Origin of the sequence: Butyrivibrio sp. AE3006 (assembly GCF_000424165.1) — a bacterium.
GTDB lineage: Bacteria > Bacillota > Clostridia > Lachnospirales > Lachnospiraceae > Butyrivibrio.
Map to the genome: position 1 here is coordinate 1 of NZ_AUJJ01000017.1, position 25,816 is coordinate 25,816.

General features: G+C 40.4%; 19 protein-coding genes. 1 reads left to right on the forward strand and 18 read right to left on the reverse strand.

The window, feature by feature from the left end; all coding sequences use genetic code 11:
* Nucleotides 1-430 precede the first annotated feature (430 nt).
* From G603_RS0109195 to G603_RS21490, 12 genes are all read right to left on the reverse strand, one after another.
* Entirely contained in the window at nucleotides 431-1,090 is a 660-nt protein-coding gene (locus G603_RS0109195) for a hypothetical protein (protein WP_026670042.1), read from the reverse strand.
* Between the two features lie 209 nt (nucleotides 1,091-1,299).
* Entirely contained in the window at nucleotides 1,300-2,535 is a 1,236-nt protein-coding gene (locus tag G603_RS0109200) for a DUF1015 domain-containing protein (protein WP_026670043.1), read from the reverse strand.
* A gap of 8 nt (nucleotides 2,536-2,543) precedes the next feature.
* Complete coding sequence (locus G603_RS0109205; RefSeq protein WP_026670044.1) at nucleotides 2,544-3,713, reverse strand: phosphoglycerate dehydrogenase; 1,170 nt, start codon at nucleotides 3,711-3,713, stop codon at nucleotides 2,544-2,546.
* 69 nt (nucleotides 3,714-3,782) lie between these two features.
* Nucleotides 3,783-4,865 carry a 3-phosphoserine/phosphohydroxythreonine transaminase gene (gene serC / locus G603_RS0109210; protein WP_026494722.1) on the reverse strand — a complete coding sequence of 361 codons (1,083 nt, stop codon included), beginning with the start codon at nucleotides 4,863-4,865 and terminating at the stop codon, nucleotides 3,783-3,785.
* Between the two features lie 191 nt (nucleotides 4,866-5,056).
* Nucleotides 5,057-6,550, reverse strand: a complete 1,494-nt coding sequence (locus tag G603_RS0109215) for a L,D-transpeptidase (protein ID WP_035792687.1) — start codon at nucleotides 6,548-6,550, stop codon at nucleotides 5,057-5,059.
* 21 nt (nucleotides 6,551-6,571) lie between these two features.
* On the reverse strand, nucleotides 6,572-8,257 hold the full coding sequence (gene ilvB / locus G603_RS0109220) for a biosynthetic-type acetolactate synthase large subunit (protein WP_026670046.1): 1,686 nt from the start codon (nucleotides 8,255-8,257) through the stop codon (nucleotides 6,572-6,574).
* Between the two features lie 31 nt (nucleotides 8,258-8,288).
* Nucleotides 8,289-9,962: a dihydroxy-acid dehydratase gene (gene ilvD, locus G603_RS0109225; RefSeq protein ID WP_026670047.1), complete on the reverse strand. Its 1,674-nt coding sequence runs from the start codon at nucleotides 9,960-9,962 to the stop codon at nucleotides 8,289-8,291.
* Between the two features lie 51 nt (nucleotides 9,963-10,013).
* The gene (locus G603_RS0109230; protein ID WP_026670048.1) at nucleotides 10,014-11,657 is read right to left on the reverse strand and encodes a glycosyltransferase family 39 protein; all 1,644 of its coding nucleotides are present in this window, start codon (nucleotides 11,655-11,657) and stop codon (nucleotides 10,014-10,016) included.
* On the reverse strand, nucleotides 11,638-12,738 hold the full coding sequence (gene leuB / locus G603_RS0109235; protein WP_026525684.1) for a 3-isopropylmalate dehydrogenase: 1,101 nt from the start codon (nucleotides 12,736-12,738) through the stop codon (nucleotides 11,638-11,640). The genes G603_RS0109230 and leuB overlap by 20 nt, the downstream gene beginning before the upstream one ends.
* A 129-nt stretch (nucleotides 12,739-12,867) precedes the next feature.
* Nucleotides 12,868-13,227: a preprotein translocase subunit YajC gene (gene yajC / locus G603_RS0109240; RefSeq protein WP_242834862.1), complete on the reverse strand. Its 360-nt coding sequence runs from the start codon at nucleotides 13,225-13,227 to the stop codon at nucleotides 12,868-12,870.
* 79 nt (nucleotides 13,228-13,306) lie between these two features.
* The gene (tgt, locus tag G603_RS0109245) at nucleotides 13,307-14,488 is read right to left on the reverse strand and encodes a tRNA guanosine(34) transglycosylase Tgt (RefSeq protein ID WP_026525686.1); all 1,182 of its coding nucleotides are present in this window, start codon (nucleotides 14,486-14,488) and stop codon (nucleotides 13,307-13,309) included.
* Nucleotides 14,489-14,555: 67 nt separating this feature from the next.
* Nucleotides 14,556-15,647 (reverse strand): M15 family metallopeptidase, encoded by a 1,092-nt coding sequence (locus G603_RS21490; protein ID WP_196808059.1) that lies wholly within the window; start codon nucleotides 15,645-15,647, stop codon nucleotides 14,556-14,558.
* Nucleotides 15,648-15,849: 202 nt separating this feature from the next.
* Here G603_RS21490 and aroC point away from each other — a divergent pair, with 202 nt between their 5' ends.
* Nucleotides 15,850-16,950, forward strand: a complete 1,101-nt coding sequence (gene aroC, locus G603_RS0109255) for a chorismate synthase (RefSeq protein ID WP_026670050.1) — start codon at nucleotides 15,850-15,852, stop codon at nucleotides 16,948-16,950.
* A gap of 84 nt (nucleotides 16,951-17,034) precedes the next feature.
* Here the strand turns inward: aroC and G603_RS0109260 are convergent, their stop codons facing one another.
* The 6 genes from G603_RS0109260 to G603_RS0109285 form a co-directional block, all read right to left on the reverse strand.
* Entirely contained in the window at nucleotides 17,035-18,102 is a 1,068-nt protein-coding gene (locus G603_RS0109260) for a lactonase family protein (RefSeq protein WP_035792689.1), read from the reverse strand.
* Between the two features lie 97 nt (nucleotides 18,103-18,199).
* Nucleotides 18,200-19,282: a class II aldolase/adducin family protein gene (locus G603_RS21495; protein WP_051207684.1), complete on the reverse strand. Its 1,083-nt coding sequence runs from the start codon at nucleotides 19,280-19,282 to the stop codon at nucleotides 18,200-18,202.
* A gap of 6 nt (nucleotides 19,283-19,288) precedes the next feature.
* Nucleotides 19,289-20,560: a glutamate-5-semialdehyde dehydrogenase gene (locus G603_RS0109270; protein WP_035792691.1), complete on the reverse strand. Its 1,272-nt coding sequence runs from the start codon at nucleotides 20,558-20,560 to the stop codon at nucleotides 19,289-19,291.
* Entirely contained in the window at nucleotides 20,553-22,886 is a 2,334-nt protein-coding gene (locus G603_RS19855; RefSeq protein WP_081669878.1) for a 5-formyltetrahydrofolate cyclo-ligase, read from the reverse strand. Before G603_RS19855 ends, G603_RS0109270 begins: the two co-directional genes overlap by 8 nt.
* Nucleotides 22,883-24,124: an aminoacetone oxidase family FAD-binding enzyme gene (locus tag G603_RS0109280; protein WP_026670053.1), complete on the reverse strand. Its 1,242-nt coding sequence runs from the start codon at nucleotides 24,122-24,124 to the stop codon at nucleotides 22,883-22,885. The genes G603_RS19855 and G603_RS0109280 overlap by 4 nt, the downstream gene beginning before the upstream one ends.
* Nucleotides 24,125-24,189: 65 nt before the next feature.
* Nucleotides 24,190-25,806 (reverse strand): hypothetical protein, encoded by a 1,617-nt coding sequence (locus G603_RS0109285; RefSeq protein ID WP_026670054.1) that lies wholly within the window; start codon nucleotides 25,804-25,806, stop codon nucleotides 24,190-24,192.
* Between the last annotated feature and the right edge of the window lie 10 nt (nucleotides 25,807-25,816).

Genomic DNA, 25,816 nt, shown 5'->3' on the forward strand with positions numbered 1-25,816 from the left:
CCAAATTTACTATGCGCGGTTCCGTACAGTTATTGGGCTTTGACTTGTCTAGTAGCCTTACCCCCATATCAACATAGCCTCATATATGGTTTCTGTTCGTAAGGTCGGAGATTTGCCTACACCTTCCTTCAGATTCCCCTCACGTTAACGTGGTTATACCACGAAAGGACACCCTTGGTGTACAGCTATGCCCTTCCCACTGTCGGGCGGGCTAGGGACTTTCACCCATTAGAAACGTGCGCCGTCGGGCACACTAGAAAAAGGGCCATGTGCCATTCTTGGCACAAAGCCCTCTAAAGTCTTTTATAGGCAAAAATATCTTATCATTAATGTACCTAATGTCAATAAATATACCCTATTTTTTCATAAGTATTAAGAAATTATCTACAGGTGATATAAGCTTTGCCTACTTTACAATTCCATTTTTTATCTAATCTATCAAGCTAATATAATGTAAATTAAATACATATTTGGGCTGTTTCCTGTCTACAACTTTGAAAAAAATTCCTCCTGCTTTAGTAATGTTTACAGTCCTTTTAGCTTTTTCCCCTTTAGCAAATTTGTATTGCGGTTTAAGTTTTACCGTTATTTTCTTTTTACCTTTAATCATTTTAAATTTGCTACTATCCCAATAGCCGGGGGTATTAGTTTTATCAAAATAGCGGGTAATATTGATGTTTCCGACTTTGACTAAGGCAAAAGGATTTTGATATTTTTTAACATAGTAATGATCTTCAGAGACTTTATTCCAAACATCATCTATTTTCTCATAATGCACAAGGGTTGCTTTTCCGGGGCCAACAGCACGTACTTCGTACGACCCTTCACAGCTACTAAAAAAATTTAATGATGGTGAGTAAATCTTCACAACATTTTCATTTGTTGAATTATACTGATCTAATTGTAACCATCCCCTTTGTCTGGAAGCTATAAATTTCTGTTTATAATACTTTGATGATGGCTTAAATAGCCATTCTCCGATATACCTTGTCTTAACCTCGGCTTTTGACTCTATTGAAGTCGTACCCAAGACAATGAACACTGTCATTAAACTTAATACCACACATATCATTTTCTTATACAATTTCATATCAGTATTTCTCCCTTCTGTATTATTTGAAGCAAAAATATTGAGACAACATGAATTATATAAGACAATTATATAATAATATTTTGAAAAAATAATTCATGCCGCTAATTTGTCATTGACAAAAAAGTGGCATGAATTATAAATATCATTTAAAATTTATAAAATCTTTCATAAAGCGATAAACGAACTTCGTTAAGCATTAGGTTAAATCAAATGGAATGAATAAAAAGTCCGCTGAGAAGCTTGGGTTCAAACCAGGTAGACTTAGGTGGCATAAGCCTTCCTGCATCTGCTACGGCAAAAAGCTCATGGATATCTGTGGGATACATAGCAAATGCAAGTACGCAGTCATTCTGACATCGCTTTTCAAGCTCTGATAATCCGCGGATACCTCCTACAAAATCAATTCTGGGATCGTTCTTAGGATCGCTGATATTAAGAAGAGGTGTAAGTACATTGTTCTGCAAAATACTTACGTCAAGACCATCTACTGCATCACTGCTCTTTATATTTTCATGGGCATTTAGTCTGTACCATTTGCCACCAAGAAGCATTCCCATCTCGCACTTCTTCGAAGGCTTAACAGCGGAGTTTTCCGGAACTACATCAAATTTTTCCTCGATCTTTGCAAGGAATTCTTCCTCGGTCATTCCGTTTAAATCCTTAATCACACGGTTATAATCCATGATCATAAGCTCACTGTCAGGGAAAAGAACTGATAAGAAGAAATCATATTCCTTGTTGCCGTTAGCTTCAGGATCAGCCTCTCTTCTCTTTTTTGCAACCTTAACAGCTGAAGCGCATCTGTGATGGCCGTCTGCGATATAAATAGCATCCATTCCCTTAAAAGCGTCAGCAATGGCAGATACTTCATCATCTCTATCAATAATAAACACGCGGCTCTTTATACCATCCTTGGTAACAAAGTCATATACAGGCTTATCCTCAGCCTTGACTCTGTTCATGACTTTTCTGATAGTCTCATCTTCTCTATAACATAAGAAAATGGGACCTGTCTGAGCATCGCAGGAATCAACGTGATGGATTCTGTCAGCTTCCTTCTTGGCAAGTGTATTCTCGTGCTTCTTGATTACGTTGTTTTCATAGTCATCCACGCTGCTGCAAGCAACAATTCCTGTCTGAACTCTTCCGTCCATTGTCTGCTCATAGAGATAATAGCAGGGCTTTTCCTCATGAACAAAGGTACCGTCCTGGATTTTCTCCCAAAGCATATCATGTGCTTTCTGATACACCTCTTCAGAATACATGTCATAGTCTTCAGGAAACTGAGTTTCAGGTCTGTCTATCGCAAGGAAAGACATAGGTTCTCTCATGACCTCTGCTCTTGCTTCCTCTCTGTTATAAACATCATAAGGAAGTGCAGCCACTCTGTCTGCTATATCTGTTCTTGGTCTGTATGCTGCAAATGCTCTGATATCTGCCATCTGTTCACCTATACATCTTTTCTTACAACACGAACTCTTATTACGCCGTCAATTTTCTCGCATTCTTTTACAAGATCATCGGAGATTGAAGATTCAACATCAATCATTGTGTACGCATAATCGCCCTTGGACTTATTTACCATGTTTGCAATGTTATAGCCGGCATTACCCATAACATTTGTAAACTGACCGATCATACCAGCAACATTCTTGTGAATGATTGTAATTCTGGGAAGTGTACAGATTCCCATCTCGCAACGAGGCATATTAACTGCATTAACGATATTACCGTTTTCAAGGTAATCCTTCATCTGGATTACAGCCTTAATCGCACAGTTGTCCTCTGACTCCTCTGTTGAAGCTCCAAGGTGAGGAATTACGATACATCCGTCATGACCTGCAGTTACAGTGTTCGGGAAATCTGTAACATACTTTCTGATCTTACCGGAGTTGATACCTGAAAGAATATCTGTCTCATTGCAAAGGATATCTCTTGCAAGATTCAGAATGATAACACCCTTCTTCATCTTGGCAATAGCCTCAGCATTAACCATTCCCTTTGTGTTATCCAGGGCAGGAACATGAATTGTGATGATATCGCACTTTGAATAAATATCATCTACATTAGTAACGTGCTTAACATCTGAGCTAAGGCTCCATGCTGCATCTACTGAAAGATACGGATCATATCCATAAACTTCCATACCAAGATTTCTTGCTGCATTTGCTACTCTAACGCCGATTGCTCCAAGACCGATGATACCAAGCTTTTTACCTGCAATCTCAGTACCTGCAAACTTCTTCTTGGTCTTCTCAGTAAGCTTTGCAATCTCAGGATCGCCTGCATTTGCTCTAACCCATTCAACGCCTCCGATGATATCACGGGATGCGATAAGCATTGCTGCGATAACCATCTCCTTTACACCGTTTGCGTTTGCACCGGGAGTATTGAAAACAACGATACCCTCATCAGCACATCTGTCACAGGGAATGTTGTTAACACCTGCACCTGCTCTTGCGATAGCAAGGAGGTTCTCAGAAAACATCATTTCATTCATGTTGGCACTTCTTACAAGAACGCCATCTGCATCGTCGATGTTATCTACAGCCTGGTACTGCTCTGTGAAATTATTAAGACCAATCTTTGCGATGGGATTTAAGCATTTATATTTGAACATTTCGTCTCCTCTCATGTTAAACACTGTTTTTCCGGTTATAACCGAATTATTTTTAAATTCAATCCTTGCTTATGAATTTGCCTTTTCGAAGCTCTCCATGAAGTCAACAAGCTTCTGTACGCCTTCCTTAGGCATAGCATTGTAGATACTTGCTCTCATACCGCCTACAGATCTGTGACCCTTAAGGCTTACAAGTCCGTTTGCTGTAGCTTCTGCAATGAACTTCGCATTGAGATCTTCGCTGTCTGTGATGAAAGGAACGTTCATAAGAGATCTGTCCTCTGCTCTTACAGTGCCCTTGAACATCTTGCTGTTATCAAGGAAATCATAGAGGATAGCAGCCTTCTCTTCATTTCTCTTCTTCATCTCTGTGAGACCGCCCTGCTCCTTAAGCCATTTGAACACAAGACCGCACATGTAAATAGCCCAGCAGTTAGGTGTGTTATAAAGAGATCCGTTATCAGCCTGAGTCTTCCACTTAAGCATTGTAGGAACGAAATCCGGAACATCATCTCTGATAAGATCTTCTCTGATGATGCTGATTACAAGACCTGCAGGTCCTACATTCTTCTGAACGCCACCGTAGATTACGCCGTAATCATTAACATTTACAGGCTCAGAAAGGAAACAGGAGGAAACATCAGATACAAGGATATGGCCCTTGGTATTAGGAAGCTTCTTAAACTTTGTTCCATAGATTGTGTTGTTCTCGCAGATATAAACATAGTCTGCATCTTCGGGAATAGCCAGATCTGAACAATCCGGAATATAAGAAAATGTCTTATCAGCACTTGAAGCTACTTCAATAGCCTCACCGTACTTCTTAGCCTCAGCCATAGCCTTCTTAGCCCACTGACCGGTTACAATGTATGCTGCCTTCTTATTCTGCATAAGGTTCATGGGAACTGCAGCGAACTGCTGGCTGGCACCGCCCTGAAGGAATAATACCTTGTAATTATCAGGGATATTCATAAGGTCTCTGATATCCTGCTCTGCTGTCTGTATAACCTGATCAAAGGTCTTGGATCTGTGGCTCATCTCGTTGATGGACATACCACAACCATTATAATCAAGCATCTCAGCAGCTGCCTGCTTCAAAACTTCCTCCGGCAATACTGCGGGGCCTGCACTAAAATTGTAAACTCTGGACATTGTTCTCTCCTCCTGAAAAAATTTCAAAAAACAAAATTGATTTTTAAATTATTTATTCCACTCTATTCTCATTTTTATTTTTTGTCAACTATGTATTCGGTAATTAATGTTATTTTATTATTTTAAGGAATGAAAAACACAAAAAATAGTCCCCGAACGGGAACTATTTTGATAGATTATTGGTTATTATTTTAATAAAACAATAGTACCGGAACGCCCACTTCTACACTGTTATAAAGGATTTCCATCTTTTCCAGCGGGGAATTTATACAGCCATGAGATCCTGAATGTTTATATATCTCACCGCCAAATTCTTTTCTCCAGGTTGCGTCATGAATGCCTACTCCTTTATTTACTCCAAGCCAATAATTTACGTAAGACGCATAGTCTGCACCACGTAATATTGTGTGATATCGCTTATTATAAACATGAAATAATCCTGTTGGAGTGCTTCTTCCTGCTCCTGTGTTTCCGGTTACAACATCATATTCCAGGGATAATTTTCCATCTTTGTAGTAGCTAAGATGCTGTTTGCCCATGTCAATGATTATGTATTCATTGCCCAGTTCTTTAGCATCAATCTCGAAGCTTTTCTTTGGAGCCTCAACCATAAGCTCTGCATTTTCACCGGAAGCAAAGGCTTCTAAGAAATCCTCAAATTTCTTATCCTTATCAAAGAACTGTCCGTCCTTACTGCCACTTACAAATATTGTTCCCTGACCTGTCTTTTGATATGCTGCAATATCATGCTCTGTATCAAATTCCATGATCTTTTTGGAGTAATAATCATATAATTTGGAGCAGCTTATTATAAGATTTCCCTTAGAATCCACAACAAATTCATTCTCAACTCCGTAATCGTAAGGGAATTTACCAACCTTTCCATCATAGATAAAGCGTCCAAGTGATGGATTATCCTCTGATAATTCTTCATCCTTTGCCTTATCCAAATCCTGCAAGGTCACAGCGTATTCAGCAAATTCCTTGCCTGAAAAGCTTATACTCTTATCAAGCATTGTGATGGACATGCTGCGTTTTTGAAGTTCATCCAGCTTTTCATAGAGCTCTTTTACCGCAAGATCATTTTCTGTAGGAGTCATTTTGACATAACACTCAGGATCGTTACTTAAATCCAGCTCATACTCTCTATTATGAACAGCCTCGTTTACTTTTCTGAAAAAGACCTCGAAGACAGGCTTATTTCTCTCGTTGTTAACAAGATAATAGCCCTCATCTCCGTGTCTTAATTCGTATATTTCTTCACCGGTATCTTCAAAAATAGACCATCTCTCAAGAGACTTTCTGAGCTTATCCTCATCGATACTGATATTTCCTATGATATCCCTGTCTCTTGAAGTAAACAGATTTATTCCCCATGCAAGAGGATTCTGATTATCAAGTATGTTTTGAAGCTCGTTCTTATAATCTGCTTCGTAGCCAATAGTAGTTCCGTCAACAAAATATTTGGAACCATCCTCCGCAGTTAAAAGAATTCCACTATAAAGCGATGAATTCTTCAGCTCGCGATTTACCTGATCAATAGATTTCCCCGTACAGTAAACCCTGTTTACCCAGGTCCCGTATGAAAAGCTGCCTTCGTAATAGTAGCCCATCATAACATAGAGACCCGCAAATACTAATACTGACAAAAACAGTATTATGTATAAAATCCCCCTCTTTGTCATACCTTTCCTTTTAGAGTCAAATTATGCTCTATCCTTTCCTGCAAGATCCTTTGCATCGAAGGCTTCACTGATTGAAGCACCCGGTGAAACCATAGGGAATACCTTTTCATCGGGATCGATGGCAATATCAAGAAGAACAGGTCCCTTTGCTGCAAGAGCCTTCTTAAGTGCAGGCTCTACCTCATCCTTCTTCTTTACTCTGATGGCCATACAACCAAGACCTTCAGCAACTTTGCAGTAGTCTACCTTATCCGTAAGGATAGTATTTGAATAATGCTGGTTGTAATAGAGATTCTGCCACTGTCTTACCATGCCAAGCACCTGGTTGTTGATCACAACCTCGATGATATGGATATCATATCTGCTGGCAGTAGCAAGCTCGTTCATATTCATTCTAAAGCAGCCGTCACCTGCAATATTTATAACTGTCTTATCAGGCATACCAACCTTAGCTCCGATGGCAGCTCCAAGGCCGTAACCCATTGTACCAAGTCCGCCGGAAGTCAGGAAGGTTCTGGGATGCTTATACTTATAAAACTGTGCAGCCCACATCTGATGCTGACCAACGTCTGTAGAAATGATGGCATCGCCACCCGTAAGCTTATCAATAGTCTCTATAACATAAGGACAGTTAAGAGTAGACTTGTCATAAGCAAGAGGGAATTTCTTCTCATACTCCTTGATATGGCTGATCCACTCTGCATGATTAAGCTGAGTAAGCTTATCATTAAGAATTGAAAGTACTTCCTTCAGATCACCGACGATTGAAAAATCCGCATGGATATTCTTATTGATCTCAGCAGCATCTATATCGATTTGAAGTACCTTTGCTTTTCTTGCAAAAGTCTTGGCATTACCAATTACTCTGTCAGAGAAACGTGCGCCTAAAGTAATAAGCAGATCGCACTCACTCACACCAAAATTTGAGGTCTTTGTACCGTGCATTCCGATCATGCCGGTATAGAGGCTGTGATGGCCGCTAAATGCCCCCTTACCCATAAGGGTATCGCAAACCGGGGCCTGGATTCTCTCAGCAAAAGTAAGAAGCTCCTTATCTGCTCCAGAAATTACTGCGCCGCCGCCCACATAGATGAAGGGTCTCTTGGCATGCTCAATCATCTTGATAGCAGTCTTTATGTCATCAGAATTAAACTTAAGCTCTTCTTCCTTCTCTACAGGCTTATAGGGCTTATAATCACATTTATTTGCAGTAACATCCTTGGTAATATCAACTATTACAGGGCCGGGTCTTCCGCTTCTTGCAATATCAAAGGCCTTTCTGATGGTGTCAGCAAGATTCTTTATGTCCTTAACAATATAACCATGCTTGGTAATAGGCATGGTTATGCCTGCTATATCCACCTCCTGGAAAGTATCCTTTCCAAGAAGCGGCAGATTAACATTACATGTAATTGCAACCATAGGCACAGAATCCATATAAGCCGTAGCAATTCCTGTAACAAGATTGGTTGAACCGGGACCACTTGTAGCAAGACATACTCCTACCTTGCCTGTAGCTCTTGCATATCCATCGGCTGCATGTGCAGCACCCTGCTCATGAGATGTAAGAATGTGCTTTATAACATCCTGCTGTTTGTATAATTCGTCATAAACATTAAGTATGGTTCCGCCCGGATATCCGAAAACAGTGTCAACGCCCTGCTCTTTAAGGCATTCTAAAACTATCTGTGCTCCTGTAAGCTGCATAAAACAGTACTCCTTTATCTAATTCTTATAATTATCTATTCTGATTAATGTCGAGAATTGCTCCCCTGTTGCCACTGGTAACCATCTTCTCATATCTTGCAAGATAACCTGTTGTAATCTTGGGTTCTCTGGGCTGCCATTTAGCTCTTCTCTGCGCAAGCTCTTCATCTGATACCTTCATATCAAGCTTATTATTATTGATATCGATTGAAATGATATCGCCCTCTTCAACAAGTGCAATAGGTCCGCCAACTGCAGCCTCGGGAGATACGTGTCCGATAGATGCTCCTCTGCTTGCACCTGAGAAACGACCATCTGTAATAAGAGCTACAGATGCTCCAAGTCCCATACCTGCAATAGCTGATGTAGGATTAAGCATCTCTCTCATTCCGGGACCCCCCTTAGGTCCTTCATATCTGATAACAACCACATCACCTGCCACAATCTTGCCACCAAGGATAGCTGCAATGGCATCCTCCTCACAGTCAAATACTCTTGCAGGTCCTTCATGTACCATCATCTCAGGTACAACAGCAGATCTCTTAACGATACCTGTATCGGGAGCAAGATTTCCTTTAAGTACAGCAATACCACCATTAGGCATATATGGATTATCAATAGGTCTGATAACTTCAGGATCAAGATTCTGAACGCCCTTAATATTCTCCCCTACTGTTTTGCCTGTACAAGTGATAAGGTCAGTATTTATAAGATTTTTCTTTGCAAGCTCAGCCATAACTGCATAGATGCCGCCTGCTTCATTAAGATCTTCCATATATGTAGGACCTGCAGGTGCAAGGTGACAAAGGTTAGGAGTTCTGTCAGAAATCTCATTTGCCATCTCCATATCTATTTCTATTCCTGCTTCATGAGCGATTGCAGGGATATGAAGCATTGTGTTTGTAGAGCATCCAAGAGCCATATCCATAGCAAGAGCATTGGTAAACGCTTCCTTGGTCATGATATTTCTGGGACGAATGTTATTCTTAACAAGCTCCATAATCTGATAACCTGCTTTTTTCGCAAGTCTGATTCTTGCTGAATAAACAGCAGGAATTGTTCCGTTTCCTCTAAGGCCCATACCGATGGCTTCTGTAAGGCAGTTCATTGAGTTAGCTGTGTACATACCTGAACAGGATCCGCATGTGGGGCATACCTTTTCCTCAAACTCAGTAAGCTCCTCCTCTGTCATTTTGCCTGCTGAATAGGTTCCAACAGCTTCAAACATTGAACTCAGTGAACGCTTTTTACCATTAACTCTGCCTGCCATCATAGGACCACCGGAACAGAATATGGTAGGTATATTTACTCTAGCCGCAGCCATAAGGAGTCCCGGAACATTTTTATCACAGTTGGGAATCATAACCATTCCATCAAAAGCGTGAGCCATAGCAAGACATTCTGTGCTGTCAGCTACAAGATCTCTTGTTACAAGAGAATACTTCATTCCCACATGTCCCATTGCAATACCGTCACAAACAGCAATTGCAGGTACAATAACAGGCATACCGCCTGCTTCAGCAACGCCAAGCTTAACTGCCTGTGCTATTCTGTCGAGCTCCATATGACCGGGAACAATATCACTCTGAGAGCTTACAATACCAATAAGAGGCTTTTTTCTCTCCTCTGCCGTAAAACCAAGTGCATTAAACAGACTTCTGTGTGGTGCCTGCTGTAAGCCTTCCATAACGCGATCACTATTCATAAAATTTCACCTACCCTTTCTGTAAATTAGTACTTAAGAAATTCAAAAATCTCATCTCTTATACAAGACAAAATCTTCATTCTCGTAAAAAATATAAAACTCTGAATTTATGTAATCCCAAGGAAGTGTCTCATAGGTCTGATAGAATTTCCAATTATCAGGACCATCATAACCTTCTTTCATCATGTTACGGTCAACAAGGACATAATCACAGTCCAAGGGATCTGTGTTGGTGCATTCTATATCCCATCCGAATTTCAGAAGATATTCCTGATCACAATCGAGAACACATAATTTCTTATTTTCACTGGGATTCATTACATAAAGTGCGTTGTAACAACTGGTCTCCCTGTCACCAAGCTGAGCAAAGTATGCTGTATTAAGAAACATCATTACCGAAAATACCGCCATCAGAATAACCGGTATTATCGGAAGTATTTCATAAATCACGAGTGATTTAAGTTTATCTTTAAAGATTTCATTTATCCTAAGATACAGATGCTCGACCACTACCGCAGAACATGCAGCAGTTATAAAACCAAGATAACTGAACACTCTGTAATAAGGTAACTTAGCCTGCAATATCAGCAATATCAAAAATCCGTTTGCATTCATTATTATAAGCAGACTGAAGATTGTACGACTGTTTTCAAAATGCCTTATACACTCTACCCCAAGAATTATAAGTCCAAGAAAAACAATTAAAGCTGTAACTCCAGGGTTAACAGGATACATATAGCTGGTCAGAGTCTGCAACCAGAAATTCAGCTGTCCAATATATCCATTCCTTGGAACACTCTGAATATATGGCTGAGAAAGCATATACTCGATACCTCTAATGGCTGCCTTAAATGGATGTCCAAGTATAAGCTTCACATGGCTCATTCCATAATAAATACTCGCTTCGTCCTTCACCAATAAATTGGAACCTATAGCAAGCCATATAACGGCATATAGTACAAAAACAATAGCTGCTGCTATAAGTCCTGCTGTAATAAAGCTTCTCAGCTTTTTATAATATCTGTTATTCCACTTTTTACCCTTGGCATCGTTGGAACGGATTCCGTTTATTATAAGAAAAAGCCCTGTGGCAAAACAGGTGGGTATCACCCAATAAATGCTGCTTGGAATTGTATATAATCCAAGAATCAGTGTTATCGCAAATTTTACAAAATCCATTTTCACGATGTTTTCTGATTTGCAGATAACGATTATCTCTCTTATGCAAAACAAAAAGCATGTAGTTGCAAGAGTGTATCCTCTTCCCTGTACAGAAAGATCATTTACAAGGAGGCATGTGAAGTATAAAAGCATCGCTCCGTAGGATATCCAGTTACTTACAAAGCGTCTGCATATTCTATATACAATGAAAGGATTAAGTACCGCACATACAAAAGATATCCCTCTAAGGCCTACATAAGGATTCCCAAACAGATCGAGTATAGAAGATAAAACTGAATACCCTACATGATTATTGGGAAGTGGCCAGTGAATAGCAGCATATATCGGACCTCTGCTTATGAAATAATTGTAAGTATAAAGCTCGTCGTACCAGGGAGTAATATAAGCAACACGCCAAATATAATAAAACGCCATAAGTATCAGCGTAAGAACCACCGCCATATCGACAGGTTCTGTGGGCAGATAATTATATAAGCCTATATACGATTCATTATCATTTGATTCTCTCGCCAATCAAATCTCCCATCCTGCGGCATCCGCATCTCTTATCTTCAGAAATATTCTCACCGGCTCTTATAAGATCGCCGGTTCTGTAGCCATCTGCAAGAGTCTGTCTCACTGCTTCCTCAATTGCATCAGCTTCCTTCTGTAATCCGAAGCTGTATCTAAGCATCATAGCTGCAGAAAGTATTGTAGCTATAGGATTAGCAAGATCTTTTCCTGCAATGTCCGGGGCACTTCCATGGCTGGGCTCATAGAGTCCAAACTTAGTCTCATTGAGGGAACTACTGGGAAGCATTCCGATAGACCCTGTGATCATGCTGGCTTCATCAGATAAAATATCACCAAACATATTCTCAGTAAGTACCACGTCAAACTGTGAAGGATCCTTAACAAGCTGCATTGCTGCATTGTCCACAAGCATGTGACTAAGCTCTACTTCAGGATAGTCCTTTGCTACCTCGTTAACTACTTTTCTCCAAAGTCTCGAAGAATCAAGTACGTTAGCCTTATCTACGCTTGTAACCTTCTTATTTCTAAGCATTGCGATATCAAAAGCCTTGATTGCTATTCTTCTGATCTCACTTTCCTTGTAAACAAGGGTATCGGTTGCAACAAGCTCTCCATCTACCTCAGTGGTATTTCTGTCACCAAAATAGAGTCCGCCTGTAAGCTCTCTCATAATTAAAAGATCGAACCCTTTCTCAGATGTCTCATCCTTTAAAGGGCAAGCGTCCTTAAGCTGCTCATACAAGAAAGCAGGTCTTAAATTTGCAAATAAATTAAGGGATTTCCTTATTTTCAAAAGACCGGCTTCCGGTCTGAGTGAAGGCTCAAGCTTATACCAGGGAGATGTAGAAGTATCTCCGCCGATAGAGCCCATAAGAACTGCATCAGAATTCCTGCAGGTTTCAATTGTCTCATCAGTAAGGGGCACACCATATGCGTCAATGGAACAGCCACCCATGAGAACATCAGTGTAAACTATTTCATGTCCGTATTTCTTGCAGGTTATATCAAGTACCTTTTTTGCTTCAGCAACAATCTCCGGTCCGATTCCGTCACCGGGAATACAAGTTATATTAAGTCTCATACCATTTCCTCCCCAAAAATGATAATCAAAAGCCTATGTACCAAATACTTATGAAAAAGCCGGCAAAAAAGATAATGCCGGCTTATATACTTTATAATACGAATCCGTATCAGATTCTCTTTACAAAAATTACTTCTTTTCATCCTTAGAAGCACTTGAAACTGCATCCTCAGGCTTCTCAACCTCAACGATTGCTTCCTTAACCATAGGGATACGGCAGTTCTTGTTGTTACCAAACTCAACGATAACAGTAGCTGACTCTTCGTCGATGTCAATAACTGTTCCGATGAAGCCGCCTGTTGTTCTAACGCTGTCACCAACAGCAAGCTGCGAAAGAAGCTGTGCCTTCTGCTTCTGTTCCTTACGCTGAGGACGAAGCATGATGAAATAAAGCGCTGCGAAAATAGCTACGTAAACAAGTATAATGATAAGTCCGCTACCACCTGTAGCAGCCTGAGCATCCAGTAGCATTAAATTATTAAAGTTCATATAATCCTCCCAATTCCATTTAGTAATATTTTGAACATATTTAGTATCTTACAATTAATGAAGACTTAAAACAAGAGTTTTAACCCTTTTTCCATCCTTTGGCTATATCGTAGCGCTCGCCTGTGATCTCACTGTCATATTCCATGAAGCCGTCAAGCATCTCCTTTTTAAAGGATGCATATCTGCCATCTTCCAGTGCTTTTCTGATATCAGCCATAAGATGATTATAGAAATAAAGATTGTGCAAAACGCAAAGTCTCATACCAAGCATCTCGTTGGATTTAAGAAGATGTCTGATGTAAGCCCTCGAATATCTTCTGCAGGCAGGACATCCGCAGCCTTCCTCGATCGGTCTGTCATCAAGCTCATATTTAGCATTTAGAATATTAAGGTGTCCCTTCTTAGTGTAAAGGTGTCCGTGTCTTCCGTTTCTGCTGGGATATACGCAGTCAAAGAAGTCTATTCCCCTGTCCACAGCTTCGAGAATATTGGCAGGTGTTCCAACTCCCATAAGATATGTAGGCTTTGCCTCAGGCAAATAAGGAACAACCGTATCGAGCACATGATACATCTCTTCGTGAGTCTCACCAACAGCAAGACCGCCTACGGCATAACCGTCAAGATCCATCTCTGAAATTCTCTTGGCATGTTCAATTCTGATATCATCAAAGATCGCACCCTGATTTATTCCAAAGAGCATTTGATTTTTGTTGATGGTATCAGGAAGGGAATTAAGTCTGTCCATCTCCTTTTTGCATCGCTCAAGCCATCTTGTAGTTCTGTCAACGGACATTTGCACATATTCATGATCAGCTCTTGCAGAAGGACATTCATCAAATGCCATTGCTATTGTAGATGCGATATGAGACTGAATCCTCATGCTCTCCTCAGGTCCCATAAAAAGCTTGTGCCCATCAATATGGGATCTGAAATACACGCCTTCTTCCTTGATCTTTCGGTTTTCAGATAATGAAAATACCTGGAATCCACCGGAATCCGTAAGGATCGGAACCTTACAATCCATGAACTTGTGAAGTCCGCCCATCTTGTAAATAACATCATCGCCGGGACGAAGATGCAGATGATAGGTATTTGATAAAACAACCTGTGTGCCTATCTGTTCAAGATCCTCAGTGGATACTCCGCCTTTAATTGCAGCAACAGTTGCTACATTCATAAATACAGGGGTCTGAATCACTCCATGAACGGTGTGGAATTCGCCCCTCTTTGCTCTTCCTTCTTTTTTAATAAGTTTGTACATAGTTCCTCACATTCAAATGCATTTTTAGCAAGATAAAAGGCTGCCGAAAAAAGGCAGCCCCATAACTTTAGTCATACAAGTAATTATCCCAAAATTCCTCAAGACAGAGATTCTCATCATGCATTATAGTCGCAGCAGCAGTTCCCACATATCTGAAATGCCACGGCTCATACTCGATACTTGTGATATTCTCCTTGCCCTGAAGATATCTTACTACAAAACCGTATTTATAGCTATTATTTGCAAGCCATTGTCCCTCAGGTGTATCACCAAAGCCCTCATCAAGCTCGTAATAATCACCTGTAACGATATCAAAAGCAAGACCTATCTGATGTTCTGATGAACCGGGTACTGTAACTGCTTGAGATGACATATTGTAGGCATCCATATAGGAAAGTCCGGCTTCCATGTAGTACTTGATCTTCCTGTCAAACAGTCCTTCCTGTCTCTCGCTGTCACGATAAGGTGAACAGATAACAAGTCTTATTCCGTCATCAGAAGCAGCCTTGAGCATAGCCTTCAAAGGAGCTATAACTCTCTCATCACATTTCATCGTAGAATTGATATCCCCAAGAGGGAATGTGTAATCCTCAGGAATCGGATGCTGCTTATTTACCAAAATAAGCTTCCAGTCATCTGTACTGAATTCATTGTCCTCAGAATCATCGATCTCCTCGATGTTCTCTTCCTCGATATCATCAAAATCAATATCTTCGGAACTAATCTGTGCATCTGTAGCCTCTTCATACTCAGAAGCCACTGCGTCAGGGCTTGCCATAATAGAAGGATCAACCTCCACAAGCTCTGCCAACTCCGCATCAGATTCTCCCTCGCTCACAGCAAGTGTATCAGATGTGTAATAATTCTCGCTTTCATTTTCTGTTTCATTAAAATCCGAAACAAAGCTTATATTCAAAGCTATCGCTTCAGGATAAGTAAAACTACTGCTTGCCACAAAGAAAAACAAAACGCTGGCAAGACAGCTGAATCTTTTTGCATTATGCGCAAAGTAAAGTCCCAGATCATAAACTGTCAGGACAACTATTGCATAAGCCATGCCGATGAACTTTAATCTCTTATGCTTAATGCTAAAAGAGCGGACCCTGTCTATGACCTTATCCCGAAAGGTCGGTCCCATCTGTAAGTTTCTAGCTCGCACCTCTTTAACCTCATAGAAAATAATATACATAGTTATTATAACTCGTTGAAATAAAATAACAACAAAAAATTAAGAAATAATTAAGAAATGATTGCAGTGAAATTATATTTATTCATTTTTGTCATATTTTTAGCCTTTTGTTGTAAACATAGATGAATTATGTAAAAATATAAAGAAAAATTTTATTTGACAGGAGCAGATAATGGCAGGATCAAGCTTTGGTAAAAACATTACAGTAACTACTTTTGGTGAATCTCATGGTGTCGCTCTGGGAGCTATTCTTGACGGATTCCCTGCAGGCGTCGAGATAAGCACAGATGATATTCAAAAGCTTTTAGACAGAAGAAAACCCGGCACATCTTCTGTTACAACTCCCAGAAAAGAAAACGACGAGGTTGAGATTTTATCAGGAATTTTTGAGGGTAAGACAACAGGAACTCCTATCGCCATGGTTGTAAGAAATACCTCACAGAGATCATCTGACTACAGTGAGATAGCTTCCTATTACAGACCGGGACATGCAGATTACTGCTTCGATCAGAAATACGGCTTTAGAGATTACAGAGGCGGCGGAAGATCTTCAGGCAGAGAGACTATCGGGCGCGTTGCTGCCGGTGCCATCTGCGAGAAACTCCTCTCTCAAATGGGCATAACCGTAATGGCGTATACAAAATCGATCGGTGATGTGGAGATAGATCCTGCGAAATTCAGCGAGGAACAGATTTATAAATCAGTTACTGCAATGCCTGATGCCGATGCTGATGCGGCTGCAGTTAAACTCATTGAGAAATGCAGAGAAGAAGGCGACTCTATAGGCGGTGTTATTGAGATTCTTATTAAGGGAATGCCTGCCGGAATCGGCGAACCTGTATTTGATAAGCTTGATGCTCTTCTCTCCCACGCACTTATAAGTATTGGTGCATTTAAAGCAGTGGAAATAGGCGATGGAACCCTGGTATCAAAGTTAAAGGGTTCTGAGAATAACGATGCTTTTTGTATTAACGGCTCAAATATAGGCAAAAGCACAAATCACAGTGGCGGAATCCTTGGTGGAATGAGTGATGGCAGCGACATCATTATCAGAGCCCATGTAAAACCCACTCCCAGCATTTCAAGGGATCAGAAAACCGTGAATAACTCAGGTTCTGAGATTGATATCAATATAAAAGGCCGCCATGATCCTGTAGTGGTTCCAAGGGCGGTTGTCGTGGCTGAGTCAATGTGTGCTATTACAATACTCGATCTTCTCATGGAGAATATGCATTCAAAAGCAGACTCAATTATAAATTTTTACAAAAGCTGATTTGATTCATTAAATAAGTATAAAAAATGAGGTCATCCTTTAGATTTGCTAAAGAATGACCTCTTTATTTTCTTTTAATAATCTTTAAAGCTTATGGAATACAATACAGTTAGGTCTGTCTACTAAGAGCTCAGGACCGTTCATTACAAGAGTGTTCTTGTCAAAGTCAACATTGAAGAAGGTCATTGTATTGGATTCCTGATTAAGTGAAACAAGATGTCTGTTATCAGGGAAAAGGCTCACATCCTTAGGATATGCTCCTGAAACAGGAAGCTCGATCTTCTTGGTAAGAAGTCCTGTTTCCTTATCTACACTGTAGATAATTGCATTGTTCTCACCGGCGACAGAGCTTACAAGATAATTGTAATCATCAGAGAACTTAAGCGCACTGCTGGCAACACCGATAGTATCCTGCTCTTCAGAATTCTGTACGGACTGAAGCTCTTCAAATGAAGGTAATCCGTTCTGTTCTGTATATGAATAAATATTTATACTGCACTGCTGCTCGAAAACAACATACAGGAATCTGCCATCCTTAGAGAACTGCATGTGTCTGGGTGAAGACTCCTGATCGCAGTGGATGACATCGATATCAGATATCTTACCGTTTTCCGTATCGAATCTGTATACGTTTACTCTGTCCATTCCAAGGTCAGCAGCAAGAAGATATTTATTATCCTTAGTTACCTTGAGGCACTGAACATGAGGAGTGTGATTTCTTCCTGCGATTGTTCCAAGACCTTTATGGAATTTCTCGTCTGTGATCTCACCGATACTTCCGTCATCATTAAGTCTTAATATTGTTACTTTACCATCGTGATAACCTGCGCAAACCAGGAATTTATCATTCTGATCCATGTTAATATAGCAGCCACGCATACCATTAATGGATGCCTTGTTAAGAATTGTGAGACTGCCGTCTGCTTCAATGTGATATGCTTCAACACCTGCATCCGTGATGGAATACAGAGTCTTACGGTCATGAGAAAGGGCAATATAAGAAGAATTGGTAATATTAACCTTCTCTTTTTCGGTCATTCGACCTTTTTCCAAATCCACGTCATAAATACGGATTCCATAGCTGTCCTTGGATCCTGACGTATAACTGGCAACATATGCAACATACGAATCTTTTTTAGTACTTTTTGCCATAATATCTCACCTCATAGGTTAAAATTTATAACAATATTTTAGCATATATCTCAGTGTCATAAAACAGAATTGTATATTAAATTCTATAATTTCACGCTTATTTTTCAATATTTGCAAGCATACTGTAATTTTTTCTGTAATTACTATTCATCTTTGCACAGTCAAAATAAGAAAGGAACCTTCCAACTCCAAATCTTGTGACAGCAACATGGGCTATGCAGCCCTTATCAAGCACGATTGCGCAGGCTCTGGCCTCATCCTCATTAGCTCCAAGGCAGTATGCCCCGTCATTATATCCAAAGACCACATTTATCTTTTTCTTGATCTGGAGCTTCTGTGAAGGTGATGTGGGAATTCTGACGCCCGTTCCGATTATCTGTGCAAAATCATCCAATAGCGGCTTCATATGATTGGCTCTTCTTGAAAGAGTCATCACAGCCTCCGACTTATTATGGAAAATATAGTGTATATCAGGTCTCTTTGCGTAAATAGCTTTGTGAATGATCTTTACTCTCTCTGGAGTATCCTTATCAATGTATTTAATTTCGCCGTTTTCAATATAGCTGCTGTAGCCATCCTCAATTCCAAATTCGATCTCTGTTCTGCAAATATTGAAAATGTAATTCTTAGAAGCCTTCTCTAATTTAAAAGCTTCATTTATGGCATCATCCGGAGTCCTTCCAAAACTCAGAGCTCCGTGGTTTGACATTATAAGGCTCTTAGCATCTGTATTTTTTTGGATAGCTGTGTATACATTGTCTGCAAGCTTCTTTGTACCCGGAAGTGCATAATCAGCAACAGGGAAAATTATCTTTTTCTCCTTATGTTCAGCCTTCAGCTTACTTTTTCCAAGTGCCCCCACGCAGGTTGCATAGGTCTGATGTGTATGAATGATAAATTCCGCATCAGTTCTTGCTTTATAAACAGCTGAATGTACCATGTACTCACTTGATGGCTTGTACTCTCCTTCAAAGCTTCCATCTTTAATACTAACTATTGGAAGCATTTCCGGAGTAAGATTTTCATATTTGATTCCGCTGGGCGTAATAAGATAATGGTCATCATCGATCCTTGCACTTATATTGCCCCAGGTTCTTACTATGAGCTTTTGCTCTAAAAGTGTAAGGGCCACATCGATGATGTCCTCACGAAGCTTACTTATTTCCTCTTTTGTTTTCATTTACGATTATGGTCTTATCTGACCGTCTCCTATAATTTCATATTTGTAAGATGTGAGCTCCCTAAGGCCCATAGGTCCTCTTGCATGGAGCTTCTGAGTGCTGATTCCTATTTCAGCCCCAAAGCCAAACTGGAAGCCGTCGGTGAATCTGGTGGATACGTTCACATAAACGCAGGCAGCATCAACACCTTTAAGGAATTTATCAGCATTTTCCTTATTCTCTGTGATTATGCTCTCAGAGTGGCCGGTATTATATCTGTTAATGTGAGCAATTGCTTCATCAACGCTCTTAACAGTTTTTACAGATAAAATATAATCAAGATACTCCGTACCAAAATCAGCCTCTGTTGCCTTCTCGGCACCTGGAAGAAGGATTATGGATGACTCATCCGCTCTAAGCTCAACCTTATTCTCCTTCATAGCTTCGCTAAGTCTTGGCAGGAATTTATCCTTTATATTTTCATGAACAACCAGTGACTCTGCAGCATTGCAGACACCTATTCTCTGAGTCTTGGCATTAATTATGATGGGAATAGCCTTATCGATATCTGCATACTCATCGATGTAAATATGGCAGTTACCGCTTCCTGTCTCAATTACAGGGATCTTGCTGTTCTCACATACCATTCTGATAAGTCCTGCGCCGCCTCTGGGGATAATAACGTCAATATATTCCCTCATGGTCAAAAGCTCATTAACAGCGCTTCTGTCTGTAAAAGGAAGAAGCTGTACAAAATCGGGATTAAAGCCGCTTCTGTCTGTTACTCTTCTAATTACCTCAGTAATTGCCTTATTTGAATTAATGGCATCGGAACCGCCCTTTAATATAACAATATTGCCCGCCTTGAAGGTAAGTGCAAAGGCATCTGCCGTTACATTAGGTCTTGATTCATAGATAATACCAATAACGCCAAGGGGTACGCTGACCTTTTTGATATTAAGGCCGTTTTCCAGTGTCCACTCAGAGAGCTTCTCTCCTATAGGATCGGGAAGCTCAGCCACCTGCTTAAGGCCCTCTGCCATGTCCTTTATCCTGGCTTCATTCAGCATAAGTCTGTCAAGAAGGCCTTCATGCATGTTGTTATTTCTGCCATTTTCCGTATCGATATTGTTGGCAGCTATTATCTCTTCTGAAGAAGCTACAAGCTCGTCAGCCACATCGCACAGGACCTTATTCTTCTGTTCTGTAGATAGCTTTATAAGCTCATATTTGGCATCAAAAGCTCTTTTTCCGATTGCTTTTATCTCTGTCTTGATTTCTGAAGCATTTTCACTCATTTTTAATTTCCCCACTGTTGGTGATGATGGCACTCACAGGTATATCCATACTGTTCATATATGGCGTAAGATCATCATCTGTCACTTGAAAATCGTATCCAATTGCTTTGCTCTCTATCATACCATCATGGCTACCATTAAAAAAGCGAATTATATATCTGTCATAGAATCCGGCGCCATAGCCGATGCGATTTCCCTTTTTATCAAAAACAAGTCCCGGAAGAACGATAAAGGTTTTTCTGCCGGTAAAATCATATACTCTGTCATCTGACAAATTCACAGGTTCAGATATGCCATAAGAGCCTTCTTCAAAATCATAGAGACTGTCTACTCTGAAAAACTCCATAAGGTACTTTCTTCTGTCGAGAATTCTTGGACAATACACCTTTTTACCAAGATATAAGGCATGCTCGATTATTCTGTGGGTATCTGCTTCAACATCGGTGCTGCAAAAAATAAGAATGTCCTCTGCATTTTTAAAGGAATCTGAGCTTGTCAGATTATTAAAAATGGCATCATCATATTTTTCTTTTTCAGCTATAGAGAGCTTATTTCTCCTCTCAATCATCTTCCTTCTAAGAAGGAATTTTGCACTGTGATAATGAGTGCCTATGCGCTCAGCAACCTTCATTCCATCCATTGCAGCTGATGTAATTCCGCCTGCATAGCCCGCACCTTCTCCGCAGGGGTAAAGACCATTTATGCCAATAGCTTCAAGGTCTTCATCTCTGTTAATCCTTACAGGGGATGAGGTTCTGGTCTCAACGCCAAGGAATAAAGCTTCATCATCATCAAAACCCTTTATCATCCTGCCAAAGTGCTCCATACCTTCAACAATAGCGCTGTTTATGTTCTCAGGAAGAATCCTGTGGACAGGAGCAAATACATAATCCCCCTTAACGCAGGGCGTATTTCTGTCTGCCTTCGCATGCTTTTTTATTGATGCAAGAACATCATCATCGTCTTTTAAGGCTTTTGTACCTTTCTTAAAATCATCAAAATATTCAACGGGAATTTTGCCATTTCCTGTAGCAAAAGCTTTTTCCTCCAGCCTTCTCTGGAATTCCATACCGGCAAGAACGTCACTGCTACCAAAATCCTTGGTATCAACAGTTACAACTATGGCACTGTTGGCATTTTTACTGTCGCGTCCTGAATAACTCATTCCGTTTACTACAAGTCTGCCTTCCTCGGAAGAAGCATTAACCACATATCCGCCGGGGCACATGCAAAATGAATATACGCCATATCCGGAAGAGCACTGGGCTGTTACCTTATAGGGCGTAGGCGGAAGGCTTACAGGCTCATCTATACCATATTGAGATTTATTTATGATGCTCTGTCTGTGCTCAACTCTAAGTCCCACAGCAAAGGCCTTCTGCTCCATGGTAATACCCTTTTTATGAAGCATCGCAAAGGTATCTCTTGCACTGTGACCTATGGCAAGAACCACGATATCTGAGTAAAACTCCCTGCCATCCTCGCATCTTACGCCGCAGATCTTTTTATCATATTTAAGGCTCCCCTTCCTTGAAGGAACATCCTCAAACAAAAGCTCTGTAGCCTTTGTTTCAAAGAAATATTCACCACCAAGGCTGATGATCCTTTTCCTCATATTCTTAACAACTTTGGTAAGGACATCTGTTCCGATATGTGGCTTAGCATCATAAAGAATATCCTCGGATGCTCCATTTTCCACAAAAATCTCAAGGCATCTATAGCCCTTTCCATCCTTATCCTTAACCATTGTGTTAAGCTTGCCGTCAGAAAAAGTACCGGCACCACCCTCACCAAACTGCACGTTACACTTGGTATTTAGTATGCCTGTTTCCCAGAACTCATTTACAACCTTAACTCTCTCATCAACATCCATTCCTCTCTCAAGGACAATGGGGCTATATCCAGCCTTAGCAAGTTCATAAGCGCAAAAAAGTCCCGCAGGACCGGAACCTATAATGATAGGCTTCTGAGGAGTTACATTTCTCATTAAAGACTCATCAGCTTTGCGCTCATCAGGGAATTTATAACGTTTCTCATTTACCGTCTGAGCATTCTTACAGCCTGATCTCTTCAGAATTTTCTCTTCATTAAGACCGTCTCTAAAGCAAACATTTACAGAATAAATATCCAAAATCTCAGGCTTTTTCCTGGCATCTATGGAATGCTTATGAATGGTCAGATCCTTAATGTCTGATGGCTGTACCTGAAGGAGCTTGGCTGACTTCTTAATAAGATTACTCTTAAGCTTAAGAAGCCTCTCCTTTTTATCCTGGGGAAGCTTTTCAAAACCATTATTTGGAAATTTAATGTTACTGATTCTAATCATAGACAGCTTGCAGCCTCTCCTGCTATATAACCACTACTCCATGCCCACTGAAGATTGTAGCCGCCGCATCTGCCGTCAACATCACAAAGTTCGCCGACCACATAAACACCGGGCATTTTATTGTACATTAGTTCATCGCTCAGATCTCCAAGGCTTATTCCGCCCCTTGTAACCTGAGCTTTTTTATAATCACTGACACCACTAATCTCAATGCGGACATCCCTGTAAGTATTAAGGATGCACTTAAGCATATTGGCGCCAACATTTTTGGCTTTCATACTTCCTGAAAGCTTCATACGTCTAAGGATCATCTCATTGATATTTGAATTGCAAAATCCGGATAACAGATCTTCTAATCGTCTGTCTCCAGGAAGATTTAGCATCTTATCAATCAGCTGTTCAAACTGATCATTGTCATAGTATGGAAAGAAATTGATTGTTGCTGTCACAGGTCTATTCTTTGACAGATGCTGTGCAACAAGGCCGGAAGCCTGCATTACAGGTATTCCGGAAATTCCATTGGAAGTAATCTGAACCTCTCCGTATTCGGAAGCAAATACTCCGTCCCCTATCATAAAGGAAACTGTTGCGTAAGCTCTGACACCGCTCTTTTCAGGAAGAGTCTCATCCTCAGATAAAAGAGGAACAAGAGAAGGATATGTATCCTTAACCTTCATTCCCAGCTGCTCACAGATATAGTATCCATCACCTGTGGCGCCACAGCTCTTAGGTCCTGCCAGCCCGCCGGTAGCAAGGATTACTCTGTCAGCCTCGTATTCATTCTTCGATGTTATAACTTTAAAACAAGGTGCTCCATCTGAACCTATGGGAAGTATCTTTTTTAACTGCTCATTATAGACAAAGGTCACACCGAGCCTTTCACATTCTTTTACAAGAACATTAACAACAGATGTGGCCTGGCCTGTTATTGGATATAGATATCCATCCTCGTTATCAATTATCAGTCCAAGAGAAGTGAAAAACTCAACGGTCTGCTGTACGCCAAACCTACCCAGCCACTTTTTCATCCTGCCCTTGGAATCCTCATTAAAAGCATCGGCAGACATCTCAAAGTTTGAAAGATTACATCTGCCGTTACCTGTCATGGACAGCTTTTTACCACAGCTGTCCGTTTTTTCAATTATAGTTACCTGCGCACCTTCTCTGGCTGCAGCTATGGCAGCGCATAGACCTGCAGCACCGCCTCCGGCTACAAGAATTCTTCTTGCTGATGTCATATACCTCTCCATTCTTCAAAGTCAGCTGATTCTTTGGTTTCTGGCAGCAAGCCATATATAAAAATTTATCTACTCTCTAATTTGTCGTAGATAAGCGCAAACTGATCACCAAAAGGCATACGTTCAATCTCATATCTGTTCACGCTTCTTAATACAATCAGCATTACCATATAAAGTAAATATGATAAAACAAGAGCTATTATCAGGGTCAGAGCTTCGCCGATGAGATTAACAAGAAGTCTGTCGATGGCAAGGGTCAGAATCCCTGATATTCCTGCTGCAAGCAGCGGCTTAAATATTGGTCTTAAAAACTCCTGCTTATAATCAAGCATCATTCTGATCTCAAAAAATCCAAGCACTGTCTCAAGGATTATCATCGCAGCAAATGCAGCTATAGATGCATGTATACCAAAGCTGAAGGCTGCGGACATAACTATTAGTATTGCTATATGAGCAGCGATTCCGATAACAGAATTAAAAAGCACAAGTAGTCTGTTCTTAAGCTGAACAAGCAAAAATGTCTGGAACAGAAGAAATACACCCGGAATAGCCAGTGGTGCTGTTATAGCAATGATATTAACAGCAGAGTGATTAGTTTTTCCAAACAAAAGTGCCGTAAAGGTACCTGCAAGAACCATGAACCAAATTGTCACAGGAAATACAAGCATTGCTTCAAAATGAACAAGATTCTGAATCTTCGCCCTTGCCATCTTATAATCCTTTTTCATGATGCTGATAAAGATACTAAACCAGGACTTTGAAAAAGGTACGGTACAGATAAATATAATAAATACCGTAATAGCTATTACCTGTCCGATATAGATGCCCCAGTTACTGATATTGTTTTCACTTGGATGAACGCTGTTAGCCACCATAAGATAAACACACTCGTCCATGAAAAGAAGAAATCCGCCCTGAGCGAAAACAACCCACAAAGGAATAAGCTCTCCAAGGAATCTCTGTTGTCCGGGATTCTTGATGGGAGCGCTGTTTTCAGCAAGTGCATGAAGTCTTCCCCTGTGAATCAGCACCATAATTACGATGAACAAAAAGCTGACAAAGCAGCTAACAGTAATACCGAGGGCTGCTCCGATTGCGCCATAAGCAGATGCAATGTCATCTACGTGCATAAGCGCATTGACTTTAAGTCCGTACTTATACCCAATTCCCGAAAAAATAATAGATAAAACAAAGGTAATAACAACGAGTATCAGATTAGAGAAAACTGAAACCGCAGAAAATCCTGCTCCGCAAAGATATCCTCTCAAAACACCCTGAACACTCATAAATAAAAGTATTGGGGCAATTGTAAATAGTACAAAAAAACTTCTTGAAGAATGAAATACCATCAGAGCGAATACTCTGGAAAAAGCAGCACATAAAAGCGCAAGTACAAGTCCGCAAATAAAGCTTATGAGCATAAGCCTCTTAACGTTATCACCTGCAATCTTCATCTGCTGTCTGTGAAGATGACTCTTTACCATCTCTTTGGTAACAGATTCAAATGCAATTATGAGAACTCCATATCCCATCAGAAACATGGCAATAGGAGCCGACATAAAGCCCGCTCCTTCAGGTCCCGTAATCTTGTAATAAACAACGCACAGAACCATCATCATACATATAGATAAAAATCCGGATGCCAGAACGACATCAGGTCTTATTTTCATACTTTTTTCCATGACTCCACCC